Source organism: Qipengyuania proteolytica, assembly GCF_019711565.1.
GTDB classification, from domain to species: domain Bacteria; phylum Pseudomonadota; class Alphaproteobacteria; order Sphingomonadales; family Sphingomonadaceae; genus Qipengyuania; species Qipengyuania proteolytica.
In genome coordinates this window covers 1003735-1026966 of record NZ_JAIGNN010000002.1, presented here as the reverse complement: position 1 = coordinate 1026966, position 23232 = coordinate 1003735, and the positions used below count along the sequence as shown (strand labels likewise).

Here is a 23232-nt window from a genome sequence, read left to right as displayed (position 1 = left end):
CTTGCGTCTAAGGCCGAATGTGCGATGGAAGCCAGCGGGAAAAGGAGAGGGGCCGCAAATGTACGATACCGCCGAGTTCGGGAGCCTGGTGCAGGTCGCGGTCTTCGTCGGGCTGACCGCGCTGGTCGGCCTGCTGACCTGGTGGAAGGTCAGGAGCGCCCAAAAAGATGGTACGGCGCACGACGGGTCGGAGCAGGACGTCTATCTCGCGGGCAAGGGGCTTTCGTGGTTCTTCGTCGCGGGCTCGATCACGCTGACCAACCTCTCGACCGACCAGCTCGTCGGCATGAACGGCAACCAGATGCTGCTGCTGGCATGGTGGGAGATCGCCGGTTTCGTCGGGCTGATGGCCTTGGCCTTTGTTTTCGTGCCGCTCTATTATCGCTACAACTGCACGACCGTCACCGAACTGCTCGAGCGGCGTTATGACGGGCGGTCCATCCGGACGCTGATTTCTGGCATCTTCCTTGCGGGGAACGTGCTGATCTACCTGCCCGCCGCGCTCTATTCGGGTGGGCTGTTCCTTCAGTCGCTGTTCGGGGAGGGTGTGCCGCTGATGGTTTTTTCCATCGGCCTCGCGCTGATCGGGGCGGCCTATACCATCTTGGGCGGTCTCAGGGCCGTGGCGGTCATGGACACGTTTTCGGGTATCGGCATTCTGTTCCTCGCGCTCGTGATCGTGTTCCTCGCGCTGGCGGCGGTCGATTGGGACATCGTCACCGGCGTCCCGGCAGAGCGGCTGAGCATGGTAGGCGCAAGCGACAGCCCGATCCCCTTCCACACGCTCTTCACCGGCATGGCCTTCATCCAGATCTTCTACTGGTCGACCAACCAGAACATCACCCAGAAGGCGATGGCCGCGCCGACGGTGAAGGAGGCGCAGAAGGGTGTGTTCGCGGCCGCTGCGGTGCGCATCCTCGTCGTGCCGCCGATCGTCGTGATCCCCGGCGTGGTGGCCTACAAGCTGTTCGGCGATGTCGGCGATGCCGCCTATGGTCGCCTGGTAGCCGAAGTGCTGCCGATATGGCTTTCGGGCGCCTTTGCGGCGATGGTCGCGGCGGCGGTAATCACGACCTTCAGCGCGGTGCTCAACTCGACCGTCGCGCTCTATTCGGTCGACTTCCACGAGCAGTTCGTCGGCAAGGTCGAGAATCACTGGAAGCTCGGCGCGGTGATGAGCGGGCTAGCGACCGTGATCGCCATCGCCATGATCCCGGTGTTCACCAATGCCGAGAGCATCATCAACCTGCTGCAGCAGTTGAATGGCCTGTCATCGATGCCGATCCTGTCGGCCTTCATCGTCGGCCTGCTGTTCCGCAATGTCGCGGCGCGGTCTGCGATTGCCGGGGTGGTCTGGGGCATCGGACTCTACGGCGCCTACACCTTCATGGACGGCTTCGCGGCGGCAGTCGGCTTGCATTACATCGACTTCATGGTGATCACCCTGTTCAGCTCGGTCGCGGCGGCGCTGGCGTTCAACCGCTTCGTCCTCGGACGGCGCGCCGAATGGCTCGGCTTCGCGCTGTTCCGCGGCGGGGATGAAGCGCGCGCATGAGTGACGCCGAACTGCTGGACTTGCACGGCGAGGAATGGAGCCTTGTCCTCGAACGCGGCGAGCGGGCGGTGCCGGTCTGGCGGCACCTCGGTGTGCGGGTCGATCCGGGCGCACTGCCGAAGCTGGGGGAGCTGCGCGGCGCGGCAACCTTCTCGCTCGAAGGCGACCACGCGATGGACGCGTTTCCGGTTGCTGGACTCGGCTGGTTCGGGCCGTCGATCCTGGCGGTGCGGGGTGCTGACGGGCAGGCGCTGCGGGTGCACTTCGACGGCTGCGATGCCGACAGCTCCGAGGGCAGCCTGCGTGTGGTAGCGACCGACAGTGTCAACGACATCGAGTGTGAGACACGCTTCCGGGTGGTTCCGGGAGGTGGGCTGGAAGTGTCGGCCAGCCTGACCAACCGGAGCGATCGGCTGATTATTGTCGATCGCCTCGCGAGTGCCATGTTCCCTCTTGGCGCATCGTCGCGCGAGATCATTAGCTGGCGCGGTCGGCACAATGCCGAGTTCGTCGAATGCCGCGAGCCGATGCCCGAGCATTCCTGGGTGCGCGAGACACGTCGCGGGCTGACCGGGCACGGCGGGCCTTGCGGCGCCTATGTCCTGAGCGAGGACACCGGATGGCATTCGGGTCTCGCCATTGCAATGCAGCTGGCATGGTCGGGCGATGCGCGGCTTGCGATCGAGCGCGACGACGAGGGCTTCTGGATCGCCATGGCCGAAACGGTCATCGCGCCGGGTGAAGTCACGCTGGCTCCCGGCGAGTGTTACCACGCCCCACCGCTCCTGCTGGCGATCTCGACCAAGGGTCGCAACGGAGCCATGGCGCAGATGCATGGCGCGCTGCGCGAGCGGATCGTTTGGCCAAGAGGCGGCATCCGTCCGCGGCCGGTCCATCTCAACAGCTGGGAGGCGGTCTATTTCTCGCATGACGAAGCGCGCATCGGCGAATTGGCCGAGGCCGCAGCCGCGATCGGGATCGAACGCTTCATCCTCGACGATGGCTGGTTCAGGGCGCGCGACCACGACCGGGCCGGCCTCGGCGACTGGGAAGCCGACCCGCGCAAATATCCGCAGGGCCTGAAACCGCTCGCCGACAAGGTCCGCAGGCTCGGCATGGAATTCGGCCTCTGGGTCGAGCCCGAAATGGTCAATCCCGACAGCGACCTCTACCGCGCGCATCCCGACTGGGTGCTGGCGCTGGAAGGGCGCGAGCGGCCGACCGCACGCAACCAGCTGGTGCTCGACATGCGCCGCGAGGACGTGCGCGACTATCTCTTCGGCAAGCTCGACCAGCTGTTGTCGACGGTCGATATCGCCTATCTCAAATGGGACCATAACCGGGACCACGCGCCCTCCGGTGGTGCCGCGCAGACACGCGGGACCTATGCCCTGCTCGAACGCCTGCGCACCGCGCATCCGAAGGTCGAGATCGAGAGCTGCGCCGGCGGGGGCGGGCGGATCGATGCGGGGATCGCCAGCTACACCCATCGCTTCTGGACCAGCGACAACATAGACGCGGTCGCGCGTGTGCCGATGCAGCGCGGCTTCCTCGCCTTCATGCCGCCCGAAGTCATGGGCGCGCATGTCGGCGCAAGCCCGAGCCATGCGACGGGCCGCACGCAATCGCTCGATTTCCGCGCCGCCATCGCGTGCCAGGGGCACCTCGGCGTCGAGCTCGATCCGGCGGCGATGGAGGAGGGCGTCCGTGCCAAGCTCGCTGACTGGCTAGGCTTCTGGAAGGAGTGGCGTCACGTCATCATCGGCGGCAGGACCGTGCTCGGCGAGGCGGCCGATGGCCTCGTCTGGCAGGCGCAGGGGACGGATGACGAACTGCTGCTCTGGCTGATCCGCAGCGACCATGGCGCGGACCGCCGCGCGCGGCCGGTCTTGCTGCCGTTTGCCGAGGACCGGGAGTGGGACGTCCAGTTCCTGCGCCACGCTGGGCAGAGCGGCGTCCTGACGCCCCGCGCCGCACCTGCCATTGCCGCCATGCGCGAAAAGCCGCACCGCTTCTCGGGCGATTGGCTCGCGCACGCGGGCCTGCCGGTCCCGGCACTGGCGGCGGAGAGCGCGCTGATCTATCACCTCCGGGCCGTATCATGAGCCACGCCGATTTCCCCCACCGCCGCCTCAATCGCCTGACAGGCGAATGGGTGCTCGTCAGCCCGCAGCGGATGAAACGTCCGTGGCAGGGCGAGACCAAGGCTGCGCAGGGCGGAGACCGTCCAAATCACGATGCATCTTGCTATCTGTGCCCCGGCAACGAGCGAGTCGGGGGGACGCACAATCCGGATTTCGAAGGCGTCTTCGTCTTCCCCAACGATTTCCCCGCGCTCCTGCTGGAACCGGGCGGCGAGGCGCGCGAGGGGCTGCTGCGCGAGGAACCGGCTTGCGGCGAGGCGCGGGTGGTCTGCTACGCGCCCGATCACTCGGCGACGCTGGCGCGGATGAGCGACAAGGCCCGCCGCGAGGTCGTGAACGGGTGGTGTGATTTGTCGGCAAGCCTCGGTGCAAAATGGCACCACGTGCAGATCTTCGAGAACAAGGGCGCGATGATGGGCGCCTCCTCGCCGCATCCGCACGGGCAGGTGTGGGCGGGCGATTTCGTGCCGACGCTGGTCGAGCGGGAGGATGGCTGCCAGCGCGCGCATCATGCGGAGGCCGGGTCGGTCCTGCTCGAAGATGTGATCGCGGCGGAGGAGGCCGACGGCTCGCGCATCGTCGCCAGCAACCCGCATTGGCTCGCGGTAGTGCCGCACTGGGCCGCCTGGCCGTTCGAGACGCTGGTGATCGCGCGCGACGATGTCCGGCGGCTCGAAGAGCTCGGCGATCCGGCGCGCGATGCGTTGGCGGCGCTGCTCGGCGAACTCCTGCCCGCCTATGATGCGCTGTTCGACACCGATTTTCCCTATTCGATGGGTTGGCACGGTGCGCCGCACGGGGCGGGTGCGGACTGCGCGCACTGGCGGCTCCACGCGCATTTCTACCCGCCGCTGCTGCGGTCGGCGGAGATCCGCAAGCACATGGTCGGCTTCGAACTTCTGGCCGAGACCCAGCGCGACCTGAGCCCCGAAGCTGCCGCAGAGCGTATCAGGGATTGCATCGCGTGAGCGCGGAGTTGCAGAGTAAGGCTGCGAAACTCTTTGCAGACCGCTTCGGGACTGTGCCCGACGCTGTGAACTTTGCGCCGGGCCGCGTGAACATGATCGGCGAACATGTCGATTACAACGACGGCCTCGTACTCCCGATGCCGGTGCGCGAAGGTACGGCGGTGGGCTGGTCGCGCGTCGGGGGTGACGGCTTCGAGGTTGTCGCCGCCGACTTCGGTGAAGACGACAGCTTCAGTGGCGAGCCGGACAAGCCTGGCGAGGTGAGCTGGCGCAGTTACGTGCGCGGGATGATCGCCGAGAGCGAGCTCGGCTCCGGCGGTATGCGCATGCTGATCACCGGCGACCTCTCGCGGGGTTCGGGTCTGTCTTCTTCGGCCTCGCTATGCATCGCCATCGGGCGCGCCCTTGCCCAAGCTGGCGGCGTGGAGATCGCGCCGGTCGACCTGGCCAGGGCGGCACAGCGGACCGAGCACAACTGGGCCGGTGTCGCCTGCGGGATCATGGACCAGATGGCGGTTGCGGCGGGTGAGCCGGGCCATGCCATGCTGCTCGACTGCCGGGACCTGACCTATTCCCATCGCGCCGTGCCCGAGGGCTGGGCGGTGCTGATCACCGACAGCGGCGTGACGCGCGGGCTGGTCGATGGCGAATACAATATCCGCCGCGCCCAGTGCGAGGCGGCTGCGGCAGCGCTGGGAGTTGCCTCGCTGCGGGACGCGTCACTCGAACAGGTGGCTGCTGCCGGCCTGGACGAGGTCACGCGCCGCCGCGCCCTCCACGTGATCGCGGAAATCGAGCGCACGCGCGATGCGGCGGGAGCTCTCGCCACCGGTGACCTCGCGGAGTTCGGCGAGATCCTGAGGGGCGGTCACGTGTCGCTGCGCGACATGTTCGAAGTATCGGTCCCGGCAGTGGACGCGGTGGTCACGGAGCTTCAGGCGGCGATCGGTGCGGAAGGCGGGGCGCGCATGACGGGCGGCGGTTTCGGCGGTGCGGTGGTTGCGGTGCTCGCCGCCGACCGCGTCGGCGAACTCAAGCGTGCGACCGGACGCGAATTCCTGCGGGTGCATTGAGCTTGGGCGCGGCGGGTCAGGCTGGCTGGCGTTTCGCCATCGATCGCGGCGGGACCTTCACCGATGTCGTCGCGACCACGCCGGAAGGCAGGCTGGTGACCGACAAGCTGCTGTCCGAAAATCCCGGCTTCTATACCGATGCTGCGAGCGAGGCGGTCCGGCGGCTGATGGCGCAGCACGGCGAGGGGCCTATTGCCGAGGTCCGCATCGGGACGACGGTCGCCACAAATGCGCTGCTCGAACGCAAGGGCGAGCGGCTGGCGCTCGCTATCACGCGCGGCTTCGGCGATGCGCTGCGGATCGGCACGCAGGCACGGCCGGAGATTTTCGCACGACATATCGTTTTGCCAGAGCAATTACCCGCGCAAGTGGTCGAGATCGACGAGCGGGTCTCGGTCGAGGGTGACACCCTCAAACCGCTCGACGATGCGCAGGCGCGTGCCGACCTTGCCGCCCTGCGCGATGCGGGTTTCGACGCGCTCGCCATAGTGCTGGTGCACGGCTGGAAATACCGGGCGCACGAGGAGCGTCTGGCGGCCATCGCGCGCGAAATCGGTTTTGCGCAGGTCAGCGTCAGCCACGAGGTCGCGCCGCTGATCCGGCTGATCCCGCGCGGCGATACGACGGTGGTCGATGCCTATCTCTCGCCGGTGCTGCGGCGTTACACCGACACGCTGCAGGCGAGCCTGCCCGAAACCGGCAGCCTGCGCTTCATGCAGTCGAACGGCGGCCTTGCCGAAGTCGGCGCGTTTCGCGGCAAGGATGCCATCCTGTCCGGCCCGGCAGGCGGCGTGGTCGGCATGGTCGCGGCATCTGCGCCCCTCAGCCACCACAGGCTCATCGGCTTCGACATGGGCGGGACGAGCACCGATGTGGCGCATTATGCGGGCGCATACGAGCTGACCGGCGACAGCGTGGTGGCGGGCGTGCGCGTCGCCGCGCCGATGATGCAGATCCACACGGTTGCGGCAGGCGGCGGTTCGATCTGCAGCTTCGATGGCTCGCGCTTCCGTGTCGGGCCGGAAAGCGCCGGGGCGGACCCCGGGCCGGCCTGCTACCGCAAGGGCGGGCCGCTGACGGTGACCGACTGCAATTTGTTCCTCGGCAGGATCGACCCGGCCTTCTTCCCGAGCGTCTTCGGTCCCGGAGGAGACGAACCGCTCGATCCCGCAGCGGCGCGCGCGCGGCTTGAAGAGGTTGCGGCTGCATTGCCGGAACGCAAACCGCTCGACGCCATTGCCGAGGGGTTCCTCGCCATCGCGGTCGACAACATGGCCAATGCGATCCGCAAGATCAGCGTCGCGCGCGGGCATGACGTGACGGCCTATGCGCTGGCCTGCTTCGGCGGGGCGGGCGGGCAGCACGCGTGCAAGGTGGCCGACGCGCTGGGCATGGAGACCGTGCTGGTGCATCCGCTGGCCGGAATTCTCTCCGCCTACGGGATCGGCCTCGCGCCGGTGAAGACCATCCGCGAAGTCAGCCTCGTGCGGCCGCTGGGCGAAAGCTTTGGCGAAGATCTGGCGGCGCTCGAACGCGAGGCGACAGAGGCTTTGCGCCTGCAAGGTATCGCTGAAGACAGGATCACGCTCGAAAGCCGAGCGCGGCTGCGGTTCGAAGGCAGCGATAGCCTGCTCGCGGTCGAATGCGGAGATCCGGCGGAGATGGACGCGCGTTTCCGCCTGCTCCACCGCCAGCGTTTCGGCTATTCCGATGCCGAGGCGGCGATCATCGTCGAGGCGTTGAGCGTCGAGGCAAGCGGCATTTCGGGCGGTCTCGGCGAGGCAGCAGCGGAGCCGGTGGCGGCACGTGGAGAAGCCTCGGGCAGCTGGCGCACGATCGAACGGGCGGCAATGGGGATCGGCGACACGGTCGACGGCCCGGCGCTCGTGATCGATCCCGGCTCGACCACCGTGATCGAACCGGGCTGGCAGGCGCGGCTGGCAGAGGAGGGCAGCCTTGTCCTCACCCGCATCGAGGCGCTCGAGCGCGAGCGGGCGGTGGGCACGACGGTCGATCCTGTCCGGCTCGAAATCTTCAACAACCTCTTCATGGCCATCGCCGAGGAAATGGGCGTCGTACTCCAGTCGACCGCGACCTCGGTCAACATCAAGGAGCGGCTCGATTTCTCCTGTGCGCTGTTCGATGCCGACGGGGCGCTGATCGCCAATGCGCCGCACATCCCCGTGCACCTCGGCAGTATGGGCGACAGCATTGCGCGGGTGATCGAAGCGAGAGCGGCCTCGCGCGACGGGCGCGGCTTCCGGCGCGGCGATGCCTATGTCCTCAACGATCCCTATCGCGGCGGCACGCATCTGCCCGACATTACCGTGATCGTGCCGGTGTTCTACGACGCGGCGAGCAGCGAGCCCGATGCCTTCGTCGCCGCGCGCGGGCACCATGCCGATATCGGCGGGATCGCGCCCGGCTCGATGCCGCCCGAAAGCCGCACGATCGGGGACGAGGGCGTGCTGATCGACAATTTGCTCATGGTCGACGAGGGCACTTTTCGCGAGGCCGCAGTGCGAAAGGTGCTCGCCTCTGCCGTCCATCCGGCGCGCAATCCCGACCGCAACCTTTCGGACCTGCGCGCCCAGCTCGCCGCCTGCACGCGCGGTGCGGAGCTGCTGCAGGGTGCGGCGCGGGACCAGGGGCACGCGATCGTCGCGGCCTATATGGCTCACGTGCTCGCCAACGCGGAAGAGAGCGTGCGCCGCCTGCTCGACCGGCTGGAGGATGGCGAATTCGCTTATGCGATGGACAATGGCGCAGTGGTGAAGGTTGCCATCCGCATCGACCGCGCTGCGCGCTCCGCCGTGTTCGATTTCACCGGGACGAGCGGGCAACAGGACAACAATTTCAACGCCCCGCGCTCGATCACCCGTGCCGCCGCGCTTTACGTGCTGCGCACGCTGATCGACGATGCCATCCCGATGAACGATGGCTGCCTGCGCCCGGTCGAACTGGTCGTGCCCGAAGGCTCGATGCTCAATCCGAGACTTGGCGCGGCGGTCGTCGCGGGCAATGTCGAGACCAGCCAGGTCGTCACCGATGCGCTGTTCGCCGCGACCGGCCGCCTTGCGCCGAGCCAGGGGACGATGAACAATTTCACCTTCGGCAACGCGGCGCACCAGTATTACGAGACGATCTGCGGTGGTTCGGGCGCCGGGCCGGACCATGACGGGACCAGCGCGGTGCAGACGCATATGACCAATTCGCGCCTGACCGACCCCGAAATCCTCGAAACCCGCCTGCCTGTGCGGCTGGACCGTTTCGCAATCCGGCGCGGCTCGGGCGGCACGGGCGCGCATCGTGGCGGCGACGGGGTCGAGCGGCGGGTGACCTTCCTCGAACCGATGCGCGCGAACATGCTCGCCAACCGGCGCAAAATGGCGCCCCGCGGTATCTGCGGCGGAGGCGACGCGCTGCCGGGTCGCAACTGGGTCGAGCGCGTGGATGGATCGCGCGAGGAACTGGGGGCGACCGCCTCCGCCGAGATGGCTCCAGGTGACGCATTCGTCATCCTGACGCCCGGCGGTGGCGGCTACGGGGAGGGGAACGCATGAACTACTGGCCGCTGGCGGGCATCGCCATCGTGGTGCTGGGCTTCGCCCTGCGCTTCAACCCGCTGCTCGTGGTCGTGAGCGCCGCGCTGGCGACGGGCGTGCTCGCCGGGCTCGACCTTGTCGCGGTGATCGAGGCGCTCGGCAAGGCGTTCAACGACAACCGCTATATCTCGGTCACCTGGATCATCCTGCCGGTGATCGGCCTGCTCGAACGCTACGGGCTGCAACAGCGTGCCCGCGCGGTGATCGAGGGGATGCGCGGGGCGACGATGGGCAAGCTGCTCGTCGTCTATCTCGCTTTCCGCCAGATAACTGCTGCGATCGGGATGAAGGATATCGGCGGCCACCCGCAGGCGGTGCGCCCGCTGGTCGCACCCATGGCGGAAGCCGCAGCGGTGAAGACCCATGGCGACCTGCCCGAAGCGGAGCGGGAGAAGGTCAAGGCCATGTCCGCCGCAACGGACAATATCGGCCTTTTCTTCGGCGAGGACATCTTCTTCGCCATCGCATCGATCCTGCTGATCCAGGGCGTGTTCGAAAGCGCAGGCTATCCGCTCACTCCGCTGCAACTCTCGGTCTGGGCGATCCCGACCGCGATCTGCGCCTTCGTCATCCATGGCAGCCGCATCCTCGCGATGGACCGCCGCCTCGGGAGGATCGCGCGATGATCACCTATGAGTGGCTCTACGTCCTCGCAGGCGCGTTCTTCGCGATCTGGGCGCTGCTTTCGCTGCGCGACCGGCGCTGGGGCAATGCAGGGTTCTGGGCGCTGCTGGCGGCAAGCTTCCTCATCGGCAGCCATGTTTCCGATCTCGTCAACGGGCTGATCGTTCTGGCGATGGTCGCGATTGCCGGCGTGGGTGGCCTCAAGCGCAGCGACCCGCCGACCACCAGCGCTGAGGAGCGCTTCAACTTCTCGGAATTGCTCGGCAACCGCCTGTTCCTGCCCGCGTTGATCGTGCCGGTGACCGCGGTCGCGGGCACGCTGCTCTACAACTACACCCCGCTGGGCGGGACCGGCCTGTTCGAGGCCCGGCGCGAAACGCTGATCCTGTTCGGTATCGGCGTGCTGGTGGCACTGGTCGCGGCCATGCTTTGGCTGCGGCCGCCCTTGCTGGCCCCTGCCGAGGAGGGACGGCGGCTGCTCGATTCGATCGGCTGGGCGGCGATCCTGCCGCAGATGCTCGCCGCGCTCGGCGCGGTCTTCGCGCTAGCTGGCGTGGGCGACATCATCGGCAGCGTCGCAAGCGGCATCATCCCCGAAGGCAGCGTATTCCTCACCGTGGTGGTGTTCGCGCTCGGCATGGCGCTGTTCACGATGATCATGGGCAATGCCTTCGCCGCCTTCCCGGTGATGGCGGCGGCGATCGGCATTCCCTTGCTGGTCGAGGGCTATGGCGGCAATCCGGCGGTGATCGGCGCGGCCGGGATGCTGGCGGGCTTCTGCGGCACGCTGATGACGCCGATGGCGGCCAACTTCAACATCGTGCCCGCCGCACTGCTCGAGCTGAAGGACCAGAACGGCGTCATCCGCCAGCAGATCGGCACCGCGATCCCGCTGTGGATCTGCAACGTTGCCATTATCTATATGGGGGCCTTCCTGCTGTGGAACTGACCGAGGACATCGCCCGCAATTTCGCCCGCATCGCGCTGGGTCATGTGACGAAGCCTTATCCCTACAAAGACGACCACGTCTTCACGGGCGACGAGGATGTTCGCCCGCCACGCGCGGCGCATCCGGTGTTCTTCGGCAGCTACGACTGGCACAGCTGCGTGCATGGCTGGTGGACGCTGCTCACGCTGCGCCGGCTGTACCCCGACATGCCCGAAGCGGCGGAAATCGCAGCTTTGGCGGAAGAGACCTTCACCGAGGAGAAGCTCGCGGTCGAACTCGCCTATCTCGACCGGCCGACGGCGCGCGGGTTCGAGCGGCCCTATGGCTGGGGCTGGCTGCTCTCCCTTCATCTCGAAGCCGAGCGGCACGCGCACCACGCCTGGAGCGCGCGGCTCCGCCCGCTGGCCGAGGCATTTGCTTCGCGTCTTGGCGACTATCTGCGAGTGCTGACTTACCCGATCACCGTGGGCACGCATTTCAACACCGCCTTCGCGCTGACGCTGGCGCGTGAATGGGCCAGAGCGCATGACCCGGTGCTGCTGGCGACCATTGATGAATGGGCGCTCGCCGCCTTCGCCTACCGCTCCGACTACGCCGGCTGGGAACCTGGCGGGGACGAGTTCCTCTCGCCGGTCCTGTCGGCTGCCCTGTTGATGAGCCGCGTCATGCCGCATGGCCAGTTCGCTCCCTGGATCGAGGCGCTGGTGCTCGCCAATGGCTGGATCGAGCGCGACTGCCGCCCCGTTACCGTGTCCGACCGCAGCGACGGCAAGATCGCCCATCTCGACGGACTGAATCTTAGCCGGGCCTGGTGCCTTCGCGGCGTTGCATCTGCGCTGGGCCATCATCCGGCCCTGCCACTGCTGGAGCAAAGGGCCGCAGCGCACATGGAAGCGGCCATGCCCCACGTCGCGGGCGACTACATGGGAGAGCACTGGCTGGCGAGCTTTGCGCTGCTCGCCCTGCGCGAAAGCTGATCAGGCCCGCCTGGCGCCCGGGAAAGGCAGCATCACACCGCCGCGGCCGCCGTTCATCGCATCGGCCACCGGCTGCGGCAGGAAAATCTCGCCTGCCTGGACCCGGGCCGCATTGAGGCCGAGCCGCACCTCGTAAGTCGCCGGTGCGACCATGAAGCGCCCCTGCGCGTCGTATTCGCCGAGCTCCCGCAGGCCGAGTTCGAACGTCACGCGGGTGCGCTGTCCACCGTCGAGCTGGATACGCTGGAACCCTCGCAGGACCGCATGCTCGCGAGGGGCGGGCCCGTCGGTCCGGCGCAGGTAGAGCTGGATCAGATCGCTGCCGCTGCGCTCGGAGGCATTGGCGAGAACGGCGCTGGCCAAGACGCGGTCGGCACCGAGTTCGAGCGACAGGCCGGTCAGGGCAAAATCGGAATAGGACAGGCCATAGCCGAACGGGACGCGCTCGTCGCCCGCGCTCGTCCTGATCGCATAGGGAAGCCGCCCTTGCGGTTCGTGATCGCCCGAAAGCACTTCGGCCACGGCATGGCCGGACCATTTGCCGAGAAGGCCTGCGTGCAGCACGCAAGGCAGCGGATTGCCCCCGACATCCGGATCGATCGGACGCGGGCCGAGCGTGACCAGCACGAGGTTCGGATTCGCCGCGCGCAGGGTCTCGAGCAGTGTCGCCTGCGCTTCGCCCAGCGGTTCACCCGGGTGCTCGCTGCCCGCTCCCAGGACCACGATGACGGTTTGCGAGCGGCGCGCGGCTTCCCCCGCCATGCCGATCGCCATGCGGTCGGCATGGATCATGCGGTTGACTGTGGCCGATCCCTGCCGCAGCGCCAGTCCGGCGACGAATTTGTGGGCGATGCCGAGGGCTTCGAGCCCGTCAATCACGCTCGCAGCCTCGCCGTTCGCGCCGCCCATCGCCAGCGTACGGTCCTGTGCTGCGCTGCCGACGAGGAGGATATCCCCGCTGTCGACCGACAGGGGCAGCATTGCCGGATCGTTGCGCAAAAGCACGATCGATTTGCGCGCGAGATCCAGCGCCGGATCGCGCACCGGCTTGTCGGGTGCAAAACGCGGCTCGCGGTCGTAGCTGGAGCGGAAAAGTCCGAGGTCGTACTTGGCTGCAAGGACACGCCTTACGGCCTCGTCGAGTTCGCCCATTGCGATCTGGTCGTTGCGGATCGCAGCAACGAGGCGCTCTACCGAGAGACCTACGTATCCCGGTGCTCCGAGGTGGTGTCCGGATGCTTCAGCCAGCCGGCTCCATTCGCCCAGCAAGATCCCGGCATAGCCGCCGGGTCGGCGGAGCTGGTCGAGGATCTCCGCCCGCTCCGGCTGCTGGCTCCTGCGATCGCGCGGCGCGGCGTCGATCGCAACGCTCGCCGGTCGACTTTCGTCGATGGCCTTCAGCAGGGCGCGCCTCGTCTCATCGCCCTGGCCGTCCGGCGGTCCGCGGTCGACTGCGTCGCCGGCAATGGCATAGTCGAGGCAGGCAAGCATTCGGCGATGACCGGGCACGTCGCTCGACTGCAGTCCGCGGACATGTGCGGCGATCATCTCGCCGACGAGCCAAGGGTCTTCGCCGCCCGACTGCTCGAACCCGCTGCCCGAAAGATATCCGGCAGTGGTGAAGACCGGGGAAAGCGCCCAGTTGATCCCCTGTGCCGTCGCTTGTGCAGCGACCATATGGTTTGCGGCCTCGAGGGCATCCTGGTCCCAGCTTGCCGCCGCGCTGACCGGATGCGGGATCAGGCCGGGGAGTATCTGCGAGGGGTCGGCCGCGAAGAACAACGGAATGCCGAGGCGGGTTTCCTCGATGGCGATCTGTTGCAACCGGTCGGAACGGCCGGCGCTGTTCGGTCCGACGATCCCGCCGACAAGGCCGCGGCGCAACTGGTCGGCAAAGGCGCCGTCGCGGCTGTCGGGCCCTTCGTGGACGAGCACGAGCTGCCCGGCCTTCTCCTCGAGCGTCATGTACTCGAGCAGGTCCTCGACGAAGCGGTCGCGTTCGGGCGCAGGATCGGTTGGCGGGCGCGGCATGGCCCGTCGGTGATCCGCCGGAATGGTAAACATCCGGTTTGCATTTGGGCGATGTGCGACAAGCTGAGCTTGGCGAGCGGCAATTTTGGAGTAATTTACACATATAAAAATATCTTTATATCCTGCTCGCGATGCAGACCGAGACCGTCTTTCGTGCACTGGCCGACCCGACACGGCTCAGGATCCTGCGCCTGCTCGGTTCGATGGAGCTGGCGGTGGGCGAGGTCGCGCAGGTGCTCGCGCAGAGCCAGCCCCGCGTATCGCGCCATATCGGCATCCTGTGCGATGCCGGCCTTGCGGAGCGGCGACGCGAGGGCAGCTGGACCTTCGTGCGCGGCGGGGACATGGGGTCTGCGACGCCCCTGTTGTGCCACGGCGTCTCGCGCCTGCTGGCGGACGCCGAGGCGGAGGATGAGGGCTTCGCGCAATTGTGCGAAGCCGACCGTCGCAAGCTCGCCGAAATTCGCAGTCACCGCGAGGCGGAGGCGCAAGCCTATTTCGCGCAGCACGCGCACGACTGGGACGAATTGCGCCGCCTGCACAGCTCGGACGAAGCGATCGAGACCGCGCTGGCCGGGGCGCTGGGCGAGGCCCCACTGGGACGCCTGCTTGATATCGGCACCGGCACCGGGCGGATGGCCGAACTGTTCGCCGGGCGCGCCGAGCATATCGTTGCGCTCGACAAGAGCCTCGCGATGTTGCGCGTTGCCCGCGCCAAGTTGCAGCACCTGCCCGCCAACCGGGTCGAGCTGGTGCAGGGCGATTTCGGCTCGCTCCCCTTCGCGCCTGCCAGTTTCGACACGGTGCTGTTCCACCAGGTTCTCCATTTCGCGCAGGCCCCGGCCGCCGCGTTGAGCGAGGCAGCCCGCGTGACCCGGGCCGGCGGGCGGATAGCGATCGTCGATTTCGCCGCGCACCAGCGCGAGGAATTGCGCGACCGGCATGCCCATGCGCGGCTCGGCTTCGCCGACAACCAGATGGAGGGCCTGCTCGGTGATGCGGGGTTCGATGCCGAACCGCCCGCGGCACTCGAGGATGGCGAATTGGCAGTGAAGATTTGGATCGCGCGGCGGCGCGGCGAAGACAGGAAGGTGGCCTCGTGAGCCCGACGATCGACCAGATGCGCGAGGCGCACCGCGCGCTCGAGACCCCGCTGTTCTCGGGGCTCCCGGGCGACATCGAGGTGAGTTTCGAATTTTTCCCGCCCAAGAACGACAAAATGAACGAGACGCTGTGGGCCAGCGTCGAAACCCTCGCGCCGCTCGGCCCGCGCTTCGCCAGCGTGACCTATGGCGCGGGCGGCTCCACCCGCGAGCGCACCCACCAGCAGGTCGTGCGCATCCAGAACGAGGCGGGCATCCCTGCCGCCGCGCACCTCACCTGTGTCGAGGCGACCCGCGAACAGGTCGACGAGGTCGCACGGCATTATTGGGAAGAGGGCATCCGCCACATCGTCGCGTTGCGGGGCGACCCGCCCGACGGTTCGGGCCAGTACAAGCCCCACCCGGGCGGCTATGCGAATGCGGTTGAACTGATTGCGGGCCTCAAAAAGGTCGCGGATTTCGAGATTTCGGTCGCCGCCTACCCCGAGGTGCACCCGGATTCGCCCGATGCACAGGCCGATATCGCCAATCTCAAGGCCAAGTTCGATGCCGGTGCGACCCGGGCGATCACGCAGTTCTTCTTCGATCCGCAGTGCTTCTTCGAGTTCCGAGACAAGGCGGCCGCCGCCGGGATCGAGGGAGAAATCGTGCCGGGCATCATGCCGGTCATGAGCTTCGCCGCGGTCCAGCGCATGAGCTCGCTTTGCGGCACGGCCATCCCGCACTGGATCGAAGGGCTGTTCGAAGGGCTCGACGAAAAGCCCGAAGCGCGCCAGCTGGTTTCCGCCACCATCGCTGCCGAACTCTGCCGCCGCCTCTATGCGGGCGGCGTCAGGCAGTTCCACTTCTACACCCTCAACCGCGCCGAGCTGAGCTATGCGATCTGCCACATGCTCGGCCTGCGACCCAAGGTATCGACATGAGCAAGCGTCAAGAGTTCGAAGCTGCCGCCGCGCGGCGCATCCTGGTCAAGGACGGGCCCTATGGCACCGAAATCCAGCGCGCGAAGCTCGCGCCGGAAGACTATGCGGGTGACACCGGCCTCGCCGCCGACCAAAAGGGCAATAACGACCTCGTGAACCTGACCCAGCCGCAGGTCATCCGCGCGATCTGCGACAGCTACATCGCTGCCGGCGCGCATATCCTTGCCACCAACACCTTCAACGCCAACCGCATCAGCCAGGCGGATTACGGGGCGGAAGCGCTGGTCCACGCCATCAACGTCGCCGCCGCGCGCATCATCCGCGAGGCGGTGGACGAGGCCACCGCCAAGGACGGCGTGCCCCGTTTCGTCGCGGGCGCGATGGGGCCGACCAACAAGACGCTTTCGCTCTCGCCCGATGTCGAGGACCCGGGCTTTCGCGAGGTCACCTTCGATGAGATCGTGGCGGTCTATGTCGAACAGGCCCGCGCGCTGCTGGAAGGCGGCGCGGACTTCATCCTGATCGAGACGGTGTTCGACACGCTCAACTGCAAGGCGGGGATCATGGCGGTGAAGCAGCTCGAGCGGGAACTGGGGCGCGACATCCCGCTGATGATTTCGCTGACGCTGACCGACCTGTCGGGCCGCAACCTCTCGGGCCACACGGTCGAGGCGTTCTGGTATACGGTGCGCCACGCGAAGCCGCTCACCATCGGGCTCAACTGCAGCTTCGGCGCGGAGCAGCTGCGCCCGCATGTCCAGCTGCTCTCCGACGTCGCCGACACCTATCTGATGGCCTATCCGAACGCGGGCCTGCCAAACGATCTCGGCGAATATGACGAGGTGCCCGAAACCACCGCCGCGCTCACCCGCGTCTGGGCCGACAACGGCCGCATCAATGCACTCGGGGGCTGCTGCGGATCGACCCCCGCCCACATCGCCGCGATGGCCAAAGCGGTGGAGGGCATTGCGCCCCGCACCGTGCCGAGCATCGATCCCGACATGCGCCTCGCCGGCCTCGAACCCTTCACGATTGCCGCCTGATGAGTGACCTGACCACTGCCCGCTTCGTCAATATCGGCGAACGCACCAATGTGACCGGTTCCGCCCGGTTCAAGAAGCTCATCATGGCGGACGATTACGAGACCGCCGTGGAGGTCGCGCGCGACCAGGTGGAGAACGGCGCGCAGGTGATCGACGTCAACATGGACGAAGGCCTGCTCGACGCCGAAAAGGCGATGACGACCTTCCTCAAGCTGATCGCCGCCGAACCCGATATCGCCCGCGTGCCGGTGATGATCGACAGCTCCAAGTTCAGCGTGATCGAGGCGGGATTGAAATGCGTCTCGGGCAAGCCGATCGTCAATTCGATCAGCATGAAGGAAGGCGAGGCGGAGTTTCTCGCCCATGCGCGCACCTGCATGGACTATGGCGCGGCGGCGGTGGTCATGGCCTTCGACGAGGTCGGGCAGGCCGACACTAGGGAGCGCAAAGTCGAGATATGCGCGCGGGCTTATGAACTGCTGACCGGCATCGGCTTCCCGCCCGAAGACATCATCTTCGACCCCAACATCTTCGCCGTGGCGACGGGTATCGAGGAGCACGACCGCTACGGGCTCGACTTCATCGAGGCGGTGCGCGAGATCAAGGCGCGCTGCCCGCATGCCAAGACCAGCGGCGGCCTGTCGAACCTGTCCTTCAGCTTCCGCGGCAACGAGACCGTGCGCCGCGCGATGCACTCGGTGTTCCTGTTCCACGCAATCCCCGCAGGTCTCGACATGGCCATCGTCAATGCGGGCCAGCTCGACGTCTACGACCAGATCGATCCCGCGCTGCGCGAAGCATGCGAGGACGTGATCCTGGCGCGCCGGCCTGATGCGACCGAGCGGCTGATCGAGCTTGCCGAAAGCTACAAGGGCAAGAGCGCCGCCGACGAGAAGGCGGCCGAGGAATGGCGCGGCTGGGAGGTCGCACGGCGGCTCGAGCATGCGCTGGTCAAGGGCATCGACGCGCACGTGGTCGAGGATACCGAGGAGGCGCGCCAGCATTTCGACCGACCGATCGAGGTCATCGAAGGCCCGCTGATGGACGGCATGAACGTCGTCGGCGACCTGTTCGGCAGCGGCAAGATGTTCCTGCCGCAGGTGGTGAAATCGGCGCGCGTGATGAAGAAGGCGGTCGCGCACCTCATCCCCTTCATCGAGGCGGAAAAGGAAGCGAGCGGCCTTGCCGACCAGTCCAAGGGTAAGATCGTGATGGCGACCGTGAAGGGCGACGTCCACGATATCGGCAAGAACATCGTCGGCGTGGTGTTGCAGTGCAATGGCTACGAGGTGATCGATTTGGGCGTCATGGTCCCCTGGTCGCAGATTCTCCAGACCGCGAAGGACGAGAAGGCGGACATGATCGGGCTTTCGGGCCTCATCACCCCCTCGCTCGACGAGATGGTGACGGTTGCCGAAGAGATGAGCCGCGCGGAGATGACCATGCCGCTGCTGATCGGCGGGGCGACCACGAGCAAGGTCCACACTGCCTTGCGGATCGACCCGGCCTACGAAGGCCCGGTGATCCACGTGCTCGATGCGAGCCGCGCGGTCGGCGTGGCAAGCCGGTTGCTCTCGGACACGCAGCGCGACGAGTTCGTCGACACGACGGCAGCCGAATACGTCAAGGTCCGCGAAGCGCGCGAAGGCAAGGCGCAGAGCGTGCTGCTCAGCCTCGAGGAAGCGCGCGCCAATCACTACGATCCCTTCTACAGTGACCGCGCCGCGCCGCCGCTGCGCCCGGGGCTCCATGTTTTCGACGACTGGTCGCTGGCGGACCTGCGCGACTACATCGACTGGACGCCATTCTTCCGCGCGTGGGAGCTGCACGGCACCTATCCCAAGATCCTCGACGACGAGGTGGTCGGCGATACCGCGCGCCAGCTGAAGGCCGATGCGGATGCGATGCTCGACCGGATCATCGACGGGCACTGGCTGACGGCGAAGGGCGTGGTCGGCTTCTGGCCCTGCGCGCGCGACGGCGACGACGTGACTCTCCACCTTGCCGACCGCGAGGAGCGGGTGATCCTGCCTTTCCTGCGCCAGCAGGTAAAGAAGAGCCGCGAGCGGGCGAACATGTGCCTCGCCGATTTCATCGATCCGGCGGGCGACTGGATCGGCGGCTTTGCCGTCGGCATCCACGGCATCGAGGAGCATTCGAAGCGTTTCCTTGCCGACAAGGACGATTATTCGGACATCCTGCTGAAGGCGCTCGCCGACCGCTTTGCCGAGGCCTTCGCCGAACGGCTCCACCAGCATGTCCGCACCGATCTGTGGGGCTATGCCCCGCAGGAACAGCTGACCAACGAGGCGCTGATCAGGGAAGAGTACCGCGGCATCCGCCCGGCGCCGGGCTATCCTGCCTGCCCCGATCACAGCCTCAAGCCGATCCTGTTCGACCTGCTCGACGCGCCGAGGAATGCTGGTCTTACCCTGACCGAGAACTTCGCCATGTATCCTACCGCAGCGGTGAGCGGCTTCTACTTCGGCCATCCCGAAGCGCAGTATTTCGGTGTCGCGCGCATCGGGCGTGACCAGCTGGAGGACTATGCGCGGCGGCGCGGCGTGGATATGGCGACCGCCGAACGATGGCTGAGACCCAATCTGGATTGAGCGCGCTGCCGCAAGGACTGCTGGTGTGGATCGGCGGCGGCATCTTGCTGCTGGCCTTTGCCGCGCTCTGGGCGCTGGTGCCTTACGATGCGGAGCTGCTGTCCCGCCTGTGGTTCCTGCCGGGGATCGGGGTCGTCGGCGCGATCATCGCCAACACCTCGGGGACCGGCGGCGGGGTGGTCTTCGTGCCGGTCTTCAATGCCTTGCGCGAATGGGGCGTGATGGATCTCCAGCCGCTGCAGGTGGTCGGCGTATCGATGGGCATCCAGAGCTTCGGCATGACGATGGGCGCGCTGCGCTGGACCGACCGGCTGTATCACCAGCCGCCGCCCGAGCCCTTGCATGCCGCGGTGCGCCCACGCGATTTCTTCACCGTGGCCTTCGCGGTGCTGGCGCTGTCCCTGCCGGCCATGCTGGCGACCCAGCGCCTGACGGCCTTCGACCAGCATGCGGTGCTGATGGGCTACAAGGCGTTTTCCATCCTGCTCGGCATCGCGCTGATCGCATCGACCTGGACGGTAAATCTCGCCCGGCCCGAGAAAGCCAGGCTCGAGCGCGGCGACCTGGCCGTGCTGCTCCTGCTGGCGGTGCCCGGCGGCATATTGACCGCGCTGTTCTCCGTCGGGATCGGCGAGCTCGTCGCGCTCTATCTCTTCATCCGCCATTACCCGGTGCTGCTCTGCACGGGCGCCGCCTGCCTCATCTCCTCGATCAGCGTGATTGCCGGAGCATTCTGGCATGTCGAGGCAGGCACGATCCAGTGGGAGATCGTGTTGCTCGCAGGGCCCGCGGCGGCGCTGGGCGGCTTCCTCGCGCGGCCCATCGCGCTCTGGCTTGGCGCGCGGCGGCTGAAGACCCTCGACGGGAGCTGGATCGTGCTCTCGGCCCTTTACCTGCTGTGGCTCAACTGGCGCTGATTGACAGGTCTGCCCGGCGCGGCGATCTTTCGGCGATGCGCCCGATCCTCCTCGCACTGGCTTCGCTGGCGATGGCGTCATGCGCCACGCTGCGGCCTACCGCGGAGCCGCAACGCGCGGCTGTCGCCGTGGTCTTCGACCGCGAGACGATAACGCCGGTCATTGTCGAGGGCCTCGCCGACCGCGCCACGGGCAGGGCGGTCGAAGCGAACGACCCGGTGCGGATCGCCAGCATCTCCAAGCTCGTCATGGCGCTCGCGACGCTGCGCCTGGTCGATGAGGGTAAGGTCGACCTGGGCACCGACGTCTCGACCTATCTCGGCTGGTCGCTGCGCAATCCCGCCTATCCCGATGTGCCTGTCACGCTCGGGCAACTGCTCCGGCATCGCTCGGGCCTGCGCGATGATGCAGGCTACGTTATCCCGCTGGGCGAAAGCCTGCAGGCGAAGCTTTCCGATCCCGAGGCGTGGTACGCCGGCGCGCCGCCCGGCGATGCGCCGTTCGAATATGCCAATCTCGGCTCGCCGGTGGTGGCGACCGTGCTCGAAGCAGCGAGCGGCGAGCGCTACGACCGGCTGGTCGAGCGCGCTGTGTTTGGCCCGCTCGGCATCAAGGCCTGCCTCAACTGGATCGGCTGCTCGCAAGACCAGGCCGACCGCGCCGTGGTCCTCTACCGCAGCACCGGCGAAGTCGCGCGCGACGATGCCGCCGACCGCCCGCTCAATTGCACCCTCCCGGTTGCCGAGGACGTCGCCTGCTCGCTCGATGATTACGTGCCCGGCACCAATGCCTCGATCTTCTCGCCGCAGGGCGGGGTGCGCATCGGCATGATCGATCTTGCTAAGATCGGGCAGGCGATACTGGGTGAGGACAATAGATTGCTCAGCCCGCAAGGCTTCCGCCAGCTGAAGCGTAGGTTTCCGCCGGTCGAAGGCAGTGCGCCCAACTTCTGTTTCTACGGTTTTGGCGTGCACACGCTGTATCCTGGGCTGGTGGGCTGCAACGACGTTCTATTCCAACTGGGCGCGCGATGGTACGGGCATGCCGGCGAAGCTTACGGCCTCCGATCCGGCTTGTGGATGGAAGAGGACGAGCGGTCCGGCATCGCCTATTTCGTCACCGCCGTCCCCGACCGCAATGCACCCGACGAAGGCGGTTTCGCGCCCGAGGAGATCGAGCTCGTGGGACGCGCCATGCGGATGGTGGAATAACCCTTTTGGCAATTGACGGTTAGCGGGGAATGCCGCAGTGCAGCACCCGTCGGCCGCGGGAGCGATTCTGCGGCGGGCGCGCACGGGAGAGCGTGCGGGGCGCCGTCCCCGCACCGCCGAAGGAGCAACCGCCCCGGAAACTCTCAGGCCACCGGACCGTGCGGGCCATCGACACTCTGGAAAGCGTCGCGCGCACCTGCATGCGGCCACCGAAGGGGTAAGCCTGCCCATCCGCAGGCCAGTCTCTCAGGTTTCCCGACAGAGGGGGCATGGAATTCACAGCGCCTCGTCCGGGGCGGCCATGCTGTCGGGATTGTTGATGAGCGAAGACCACGAGATCGAAGAGACCGAAACCGGCACGCTGCCGCTCGATGCCTGGCATCGCGGCAAGGGCGGGCGGATGGTCGAATTCGCCGGCTACTGGATGCCGATCCAGTACGAAGGCATCGTCGCCGAACACGAATGGACGCGCACCAATGCGGGCCTGTTCGATGTGAGCCACATGGGCCAGCTGATGGTCACCGGCGAAAAGGCGGCGGAGGAGCTGGAGAAGCTGCTGCCGGGTGCCATTTCCACGCTGAAGCCGGGGCGAGTGCGCTATTCGCTGCTGCTGAGCGAAGAGGGCGGCATCCTCGACGACCTAATGGTCACCAACGCCACGCCGTGGATCGAGGGCGATGAGGAGGCCGGCACCGAAGGCCATTGGGGCGAGCCTGCCTATTACGTCGTCGTCAACGGTGCGATGAAGTGGGATGATATCGCCCACTTGCGCGAGTTCCTCGATGACGAGGTGACGCTGACCCACATGGACGAGCATGCGCTGGTCGCGCTTCAGGGCCCTAATGCGGCGACCGCGCTCAACCGCGTCATGCGCGGCGTGCCGGAACAGCTCGTCTTCATGCAGTCGATGGAATTCCAGTTCGGCGAATGGCCGCTGAGGATCACCCGCGCAGGCTACACCGGCGAGGACGGGTTCGAGATCTCGGTCCCTGCCGAGTACGCCGAGGCGCTGTGTGACCGGCTGTGTGCCGAAATCGAGGTGCGCCCCGCGGGCCTCGGCGCGCGCGACAGCTTGCGCCTCGAAGCGGGGCTCCCGCTCTACGGCCACGACATGACCGACGCCGTCGATCCGGTCAGTGCCGACCTTGCCTTTGCGCTCACCAAGAAGCGCCGCGAGACCGGCGGCTGGATGGGCTTCGAGGCGGTCAGCGCGGTGCTCGAATCCGGCCCGAAGGAACGCCGCGTCGGACTCGCTATCGAAGGCCGCATGCCGGCGCGCGAAGGCGCGGAAATCTTTGCCGGCGAGCGCAGGGTCGGGCGCGTCACCAGCGGCGGCTTCTCGCCCACGCTCGGCCGTCCGATCGCGATGGGTTACGTCGCAACGGAGCATGCAGCCGAGGGAACCGAACTGGAGATCGCGGTTCGTAACAAAAGACTTCCGGCGAAGGTGGTGAGCCTGCCTTTCGTCCCCCACAACTACTATCGAGGGAGCTGACC

The 23232-nt window shown here is 67.0% G+C and carries 16 protein-coding genes and 1 riboswitch; of the genes, 15 read left to right on the top strand and 1 reads right to left on the bottom strand.

Going from position 1 to position 23232, the window contains the following annotated elements; genetic code table 11:
* Positions 1–58 precede the first annotated feature (58 nt).
* From K3172_RS14025 to K3172_RS13990, 8 genes are read left to right on the top strand one after another with little or no spacing between them, the layout of a single operon-like run.
* Positions 59–1555, top strand: a complete 1497-nt coding sequence (locus tag K3172_RS14025) for a sodium:solute symporter family transporter (RefSeq protein WP_221591065.1) — start codon at positions 59–61, stop codon at positions 1553–1555.
* Positions 1552–3660, top strand: a complete 2109-nt coding sequence (locus K3172_RS14020) for an alpha-galactosidase (RefSeq protein ID WP_221591063.1) — start codon at positions 1552–1554, stop codon at positions 3658–3660. The genes K3172_RS14025 and K3172_RS14020 overlap by 4 nt, the downstream gene beginning before the upstream one ends.
* A complete protein-coding gene (locus tag K3172_RS14015) occupies positions 3657–4667 on the top strand; it encodes a UDP-glucose--hexose-1-phosphate uridylyltransferase (RefSeq protein ID WP_221591061.1) in 1011 nt (336 codons plus the stop codon). The genes K3172_RS14020 and K3172_RS14015 overlap by 4 nt, the downstream gene beginning before the upstream one ends.
* Complete coding sequence (gene galK, locus K3172_RS14010) at positions 4664–5740, top strand: galactokinase (protein ID WP_221591059.1); 1077 nt, start codon at positions 4664–4666, stop codon at positions 5738–5740. The genes K3172_RS14015 and galK overlap by 4 nt, the downstream gene beginning before the upstream one ends.
* 2 nt (positions 5741–5742) lie before the next feature.
* Positions 5743–9303, top strand: a complete 3561-nt coding sequence (locus K3172_RS14005) for a hydantoinase B/oxoprolinase family protein (protein ID WP_221591057.1) — start codon at positions 5743–5745, stop codon at positions 9301–9303.
* The gene (locus K3172_RS14000) at positions 9300–9971 is read left to right on the top strand and encodes a DUF969 domain-containing protein (RefSeq protein ID WP_221591055.1); all 672 of its coding nucleotides are present in this window, start codon (positions 9300–9302) and stop codon (positions 9969–9971) included. Before K3172_RS14005 ends, K3172_RS14000 begins: the two co-directional genes overlap by 4 nt.
* Positions 9968–10918: a DUF979 domain-containing protein gene (locus tag K3172_RS13995; protein ID WP_221591053.1), complete on the top strand. Its 951-nt coding sequence runs from the start codon at positions 9968–9970 to the stop codon at positions 10916–10918. The genes K3172_RS14000 and K3172_RS13995 overlap by 4 nt, the downstream gene beginning before the upstream one ends.
* Positions 10909–11895: a DUF2891 domain-containing protein gene (locus tag K3172_RS13990; protein ID WP_221591051.1), complete on the top strand. Its 987-nt coding sequence runs from the start codon at positions 10909–10911 to the stop codon at positions 11893–11895. Before K3172_RS13995 ends, K3172_RS13990 begins: the two co-directional genes overlap by 10 nt.
* Here K3172_RS13990 and K3172_RS13985 read toward each other — a convergent pair whose 3' ends face one another.
* Entirely contained in the window at positions 11896–13926 is a 2031-nt protein-coding gene (locus K3172_RS13985; RefSeq protein ID WP_221591049.1) for a glycoside hydrolase family 3 C-terminal domain-containing protein, read from the bottom strand. It abuts the gene before it with no gap.
* A gap of 131 nt (positions 13927–14057) precedes the next feature.
* Here K3172_RS13985 and K3172_RS13980 point away from each other — a divergent pair, with 131 nt between their 5' ends.
* The 7 genes from K3172_RS13980 to gcvT all read left to right on the top strand — a co-directional run bounded on the left by K3172_RS13980 (position 14058) and on the right by gcvT (position 23230).
* Positions 14058–15029 carry an ArsR/SmtB family transcription factor gene (locus K3172_RS13980; protein WP_221591047.1) on the top strand — a complete coding sequence of 324 codons (972 nt, stop codon included), beginning with the start codon at positions 14058–14060 and terminating at the stop codon, positions 15027–15029.
* Between the two features lie 17 nt (positions 15030–15046).
* Positions 15047–15952: a methylenetetrahydrofolate reductase [NAD(P)H] gene (gene metF, locus K3172_RS13975; RefSeq protein ID WP_221591219.1), complete on the top strand. Its 906-nt coding sequence runs from the start codon at positions 15047–15049 to the stop codon at positions 15950–15952.
* Positions 15949–16995 carry a homocysteine S-methyltransferase family protein gene (locus K3172_RS13970; protein WP_221591045.1) on the top strand — a complete coding sequence of 349 codons (1047 nt, stop codon included), beginning with the start codon at positions 15949–15951 and terminating at the stop codon, positions 16993–16995. The genes metF and K3172_RS13970 overlap by 4 nt, the downstream gene beginning before the upstream one ends.
* Positions 16995–19607 (top strand): methionine synthase, encoded by a 2613-nt coding sequence (metH, locus tag K3172_RS13965; RefSeq protein WP_221591043.1) that lies wholly within the window; start codon positions 16995–16997, stop codon positions 19605–19607. Before K3172_RS13970 ends, metH begins: the two co-directional genes overlap by 1 nt.
* Positions 19583–20524 (top strand): sulfite exporter TauE/SafE family protein, encoded by a 942-nt coding sequence (locus K3172_RS13960; protein WP_221591042.1) that lies wholly within the window; start codon positions 19583–19585, stop codon positions 20522–20524. The genes metH and K3172_RS13960 overlap by 25 nt, the downstream gene beginning before the upstream one ends.
* A 35-nt stretch (positions 20525–20559) precedes the next feature.
* Complete coding sequence (locus K3172_RS13955; protein WP_221591040.1) at positions 20560–21735, top strand: serine hydrolase domain-containing protein; 1176 nt, start codon at positions 20560–20562, stop codon at positions 21733–21735.
* Between the two features lie 166 nt (positions 21736–21901).
* Positions 21902–22007: riboswitch (glycine riboswitch) on the top strand.
* A 47-nt stretch (positions 22008–22054) separates the two neighbouring features.
* Positions 22055–23230: a glycine cleavage system aminomethyltransferase GcvT gene (gene gcvT / locus K3172_RS13950; RefSeq protein ID WP_221591038.1), complete on the top strand. Its 1176-nt coding sequence runs from the start codon at positions 22055–22057 to the stop codon at positions 23228–23230.
* The last annotated feature ends 2 nt before the right edge of the window (positions 23231–23232 follow it).

Bases quoted from the DNA above. Each gene is read 5' to 3' on its own strand.
- K3172_RS14025 (WP_221591065.1), top strand. From the start codon at position 59: ATGTACGATACCGCCGAGTTCGGGAGCCTGGTGCAGGTCGCGGTCTTC.
- K3172_RS14020 (WP_221591063.1), top strand. From the start codon at position 1,552: ATGAGTGACGCCGAACTGCTGGACTTGCACGGCGAGGAATGGAGCCTT.
- K3172_RS14015 (WP_221591061.1), top strand. From the start codon at position 3,657: ATGAGCCACGCCGATTTCCCCCACCGCCGCCTCAATCGCCTGACAGGC.
- K3172_RS14000 (WP_221591055.1), top strand. From the start codon at position 9,300: ATGAACTACTGGCCGCTGGCGGGCATCGCCATCGTGGTGCTGGGCTTC.
- K3172_RS13995 (WP_221591053.1), top strand. From the start codon at position 9,968: ATGATCACCTATGAGTGGCTCTACGTCCTCGCAGGCGCGTTCTTCGCG.
- K3172_RS13985 (WP_221591049.1), bottom strand. From the start codon at position 13,926: ATGCCGCGCCCGCCAACCGATCCTGCGCCCGAACGCGACCGCTTCGTC.
- K3172_RS13980 (WP_221591047.1), top strand. From the start codon at position 14,058: ATGCAGACCGAGACCGTCTTTCGTGCACTGGCCGACCCGACACGGCTC.
- metF (WP_221591219.1), top strand. From the start codon at position 15,047: ATGCGCGAGGCGCACCGCGCGCTCGAGACCCCGCTGTTCTCGGGGCTC.
- K3172_RS13970 (WP_221591045.1), top strand. From the start codon at position 15,949: ATGAGCAAGCGTCAAGAGTTCGAAGCTGCCGCCGCGCGGCGCATCCTG.
- metH (WP_221591043.1), top strand. From the start codon at position 16,995: ATGAGTGACCTGACCACTGCCCGCTTCGTCAATATCGGCGAACGCACC.
- K3172_RS13960 (WP_221591042.1), top strand. From the start codon at position 19,583: ATGGCTGAGACCCAATCTGGATTGAGCGCGCTGCCGCAAGGACTGCTG.
- K3172_RS13955 (WP_221591040.1), top strand. From the start codon at position 20,560: ATGCGCCCGATCCTCCTCGCACTGGCTTCGCTGGCGATGGCGTCATGC.
- gcvT (WP_221591038.1), top strand. From the start codon at position 22,055: ATGAGCGAAGACCACGAGATCGAAGAGACCGAAACCGGCACGCTGCCG.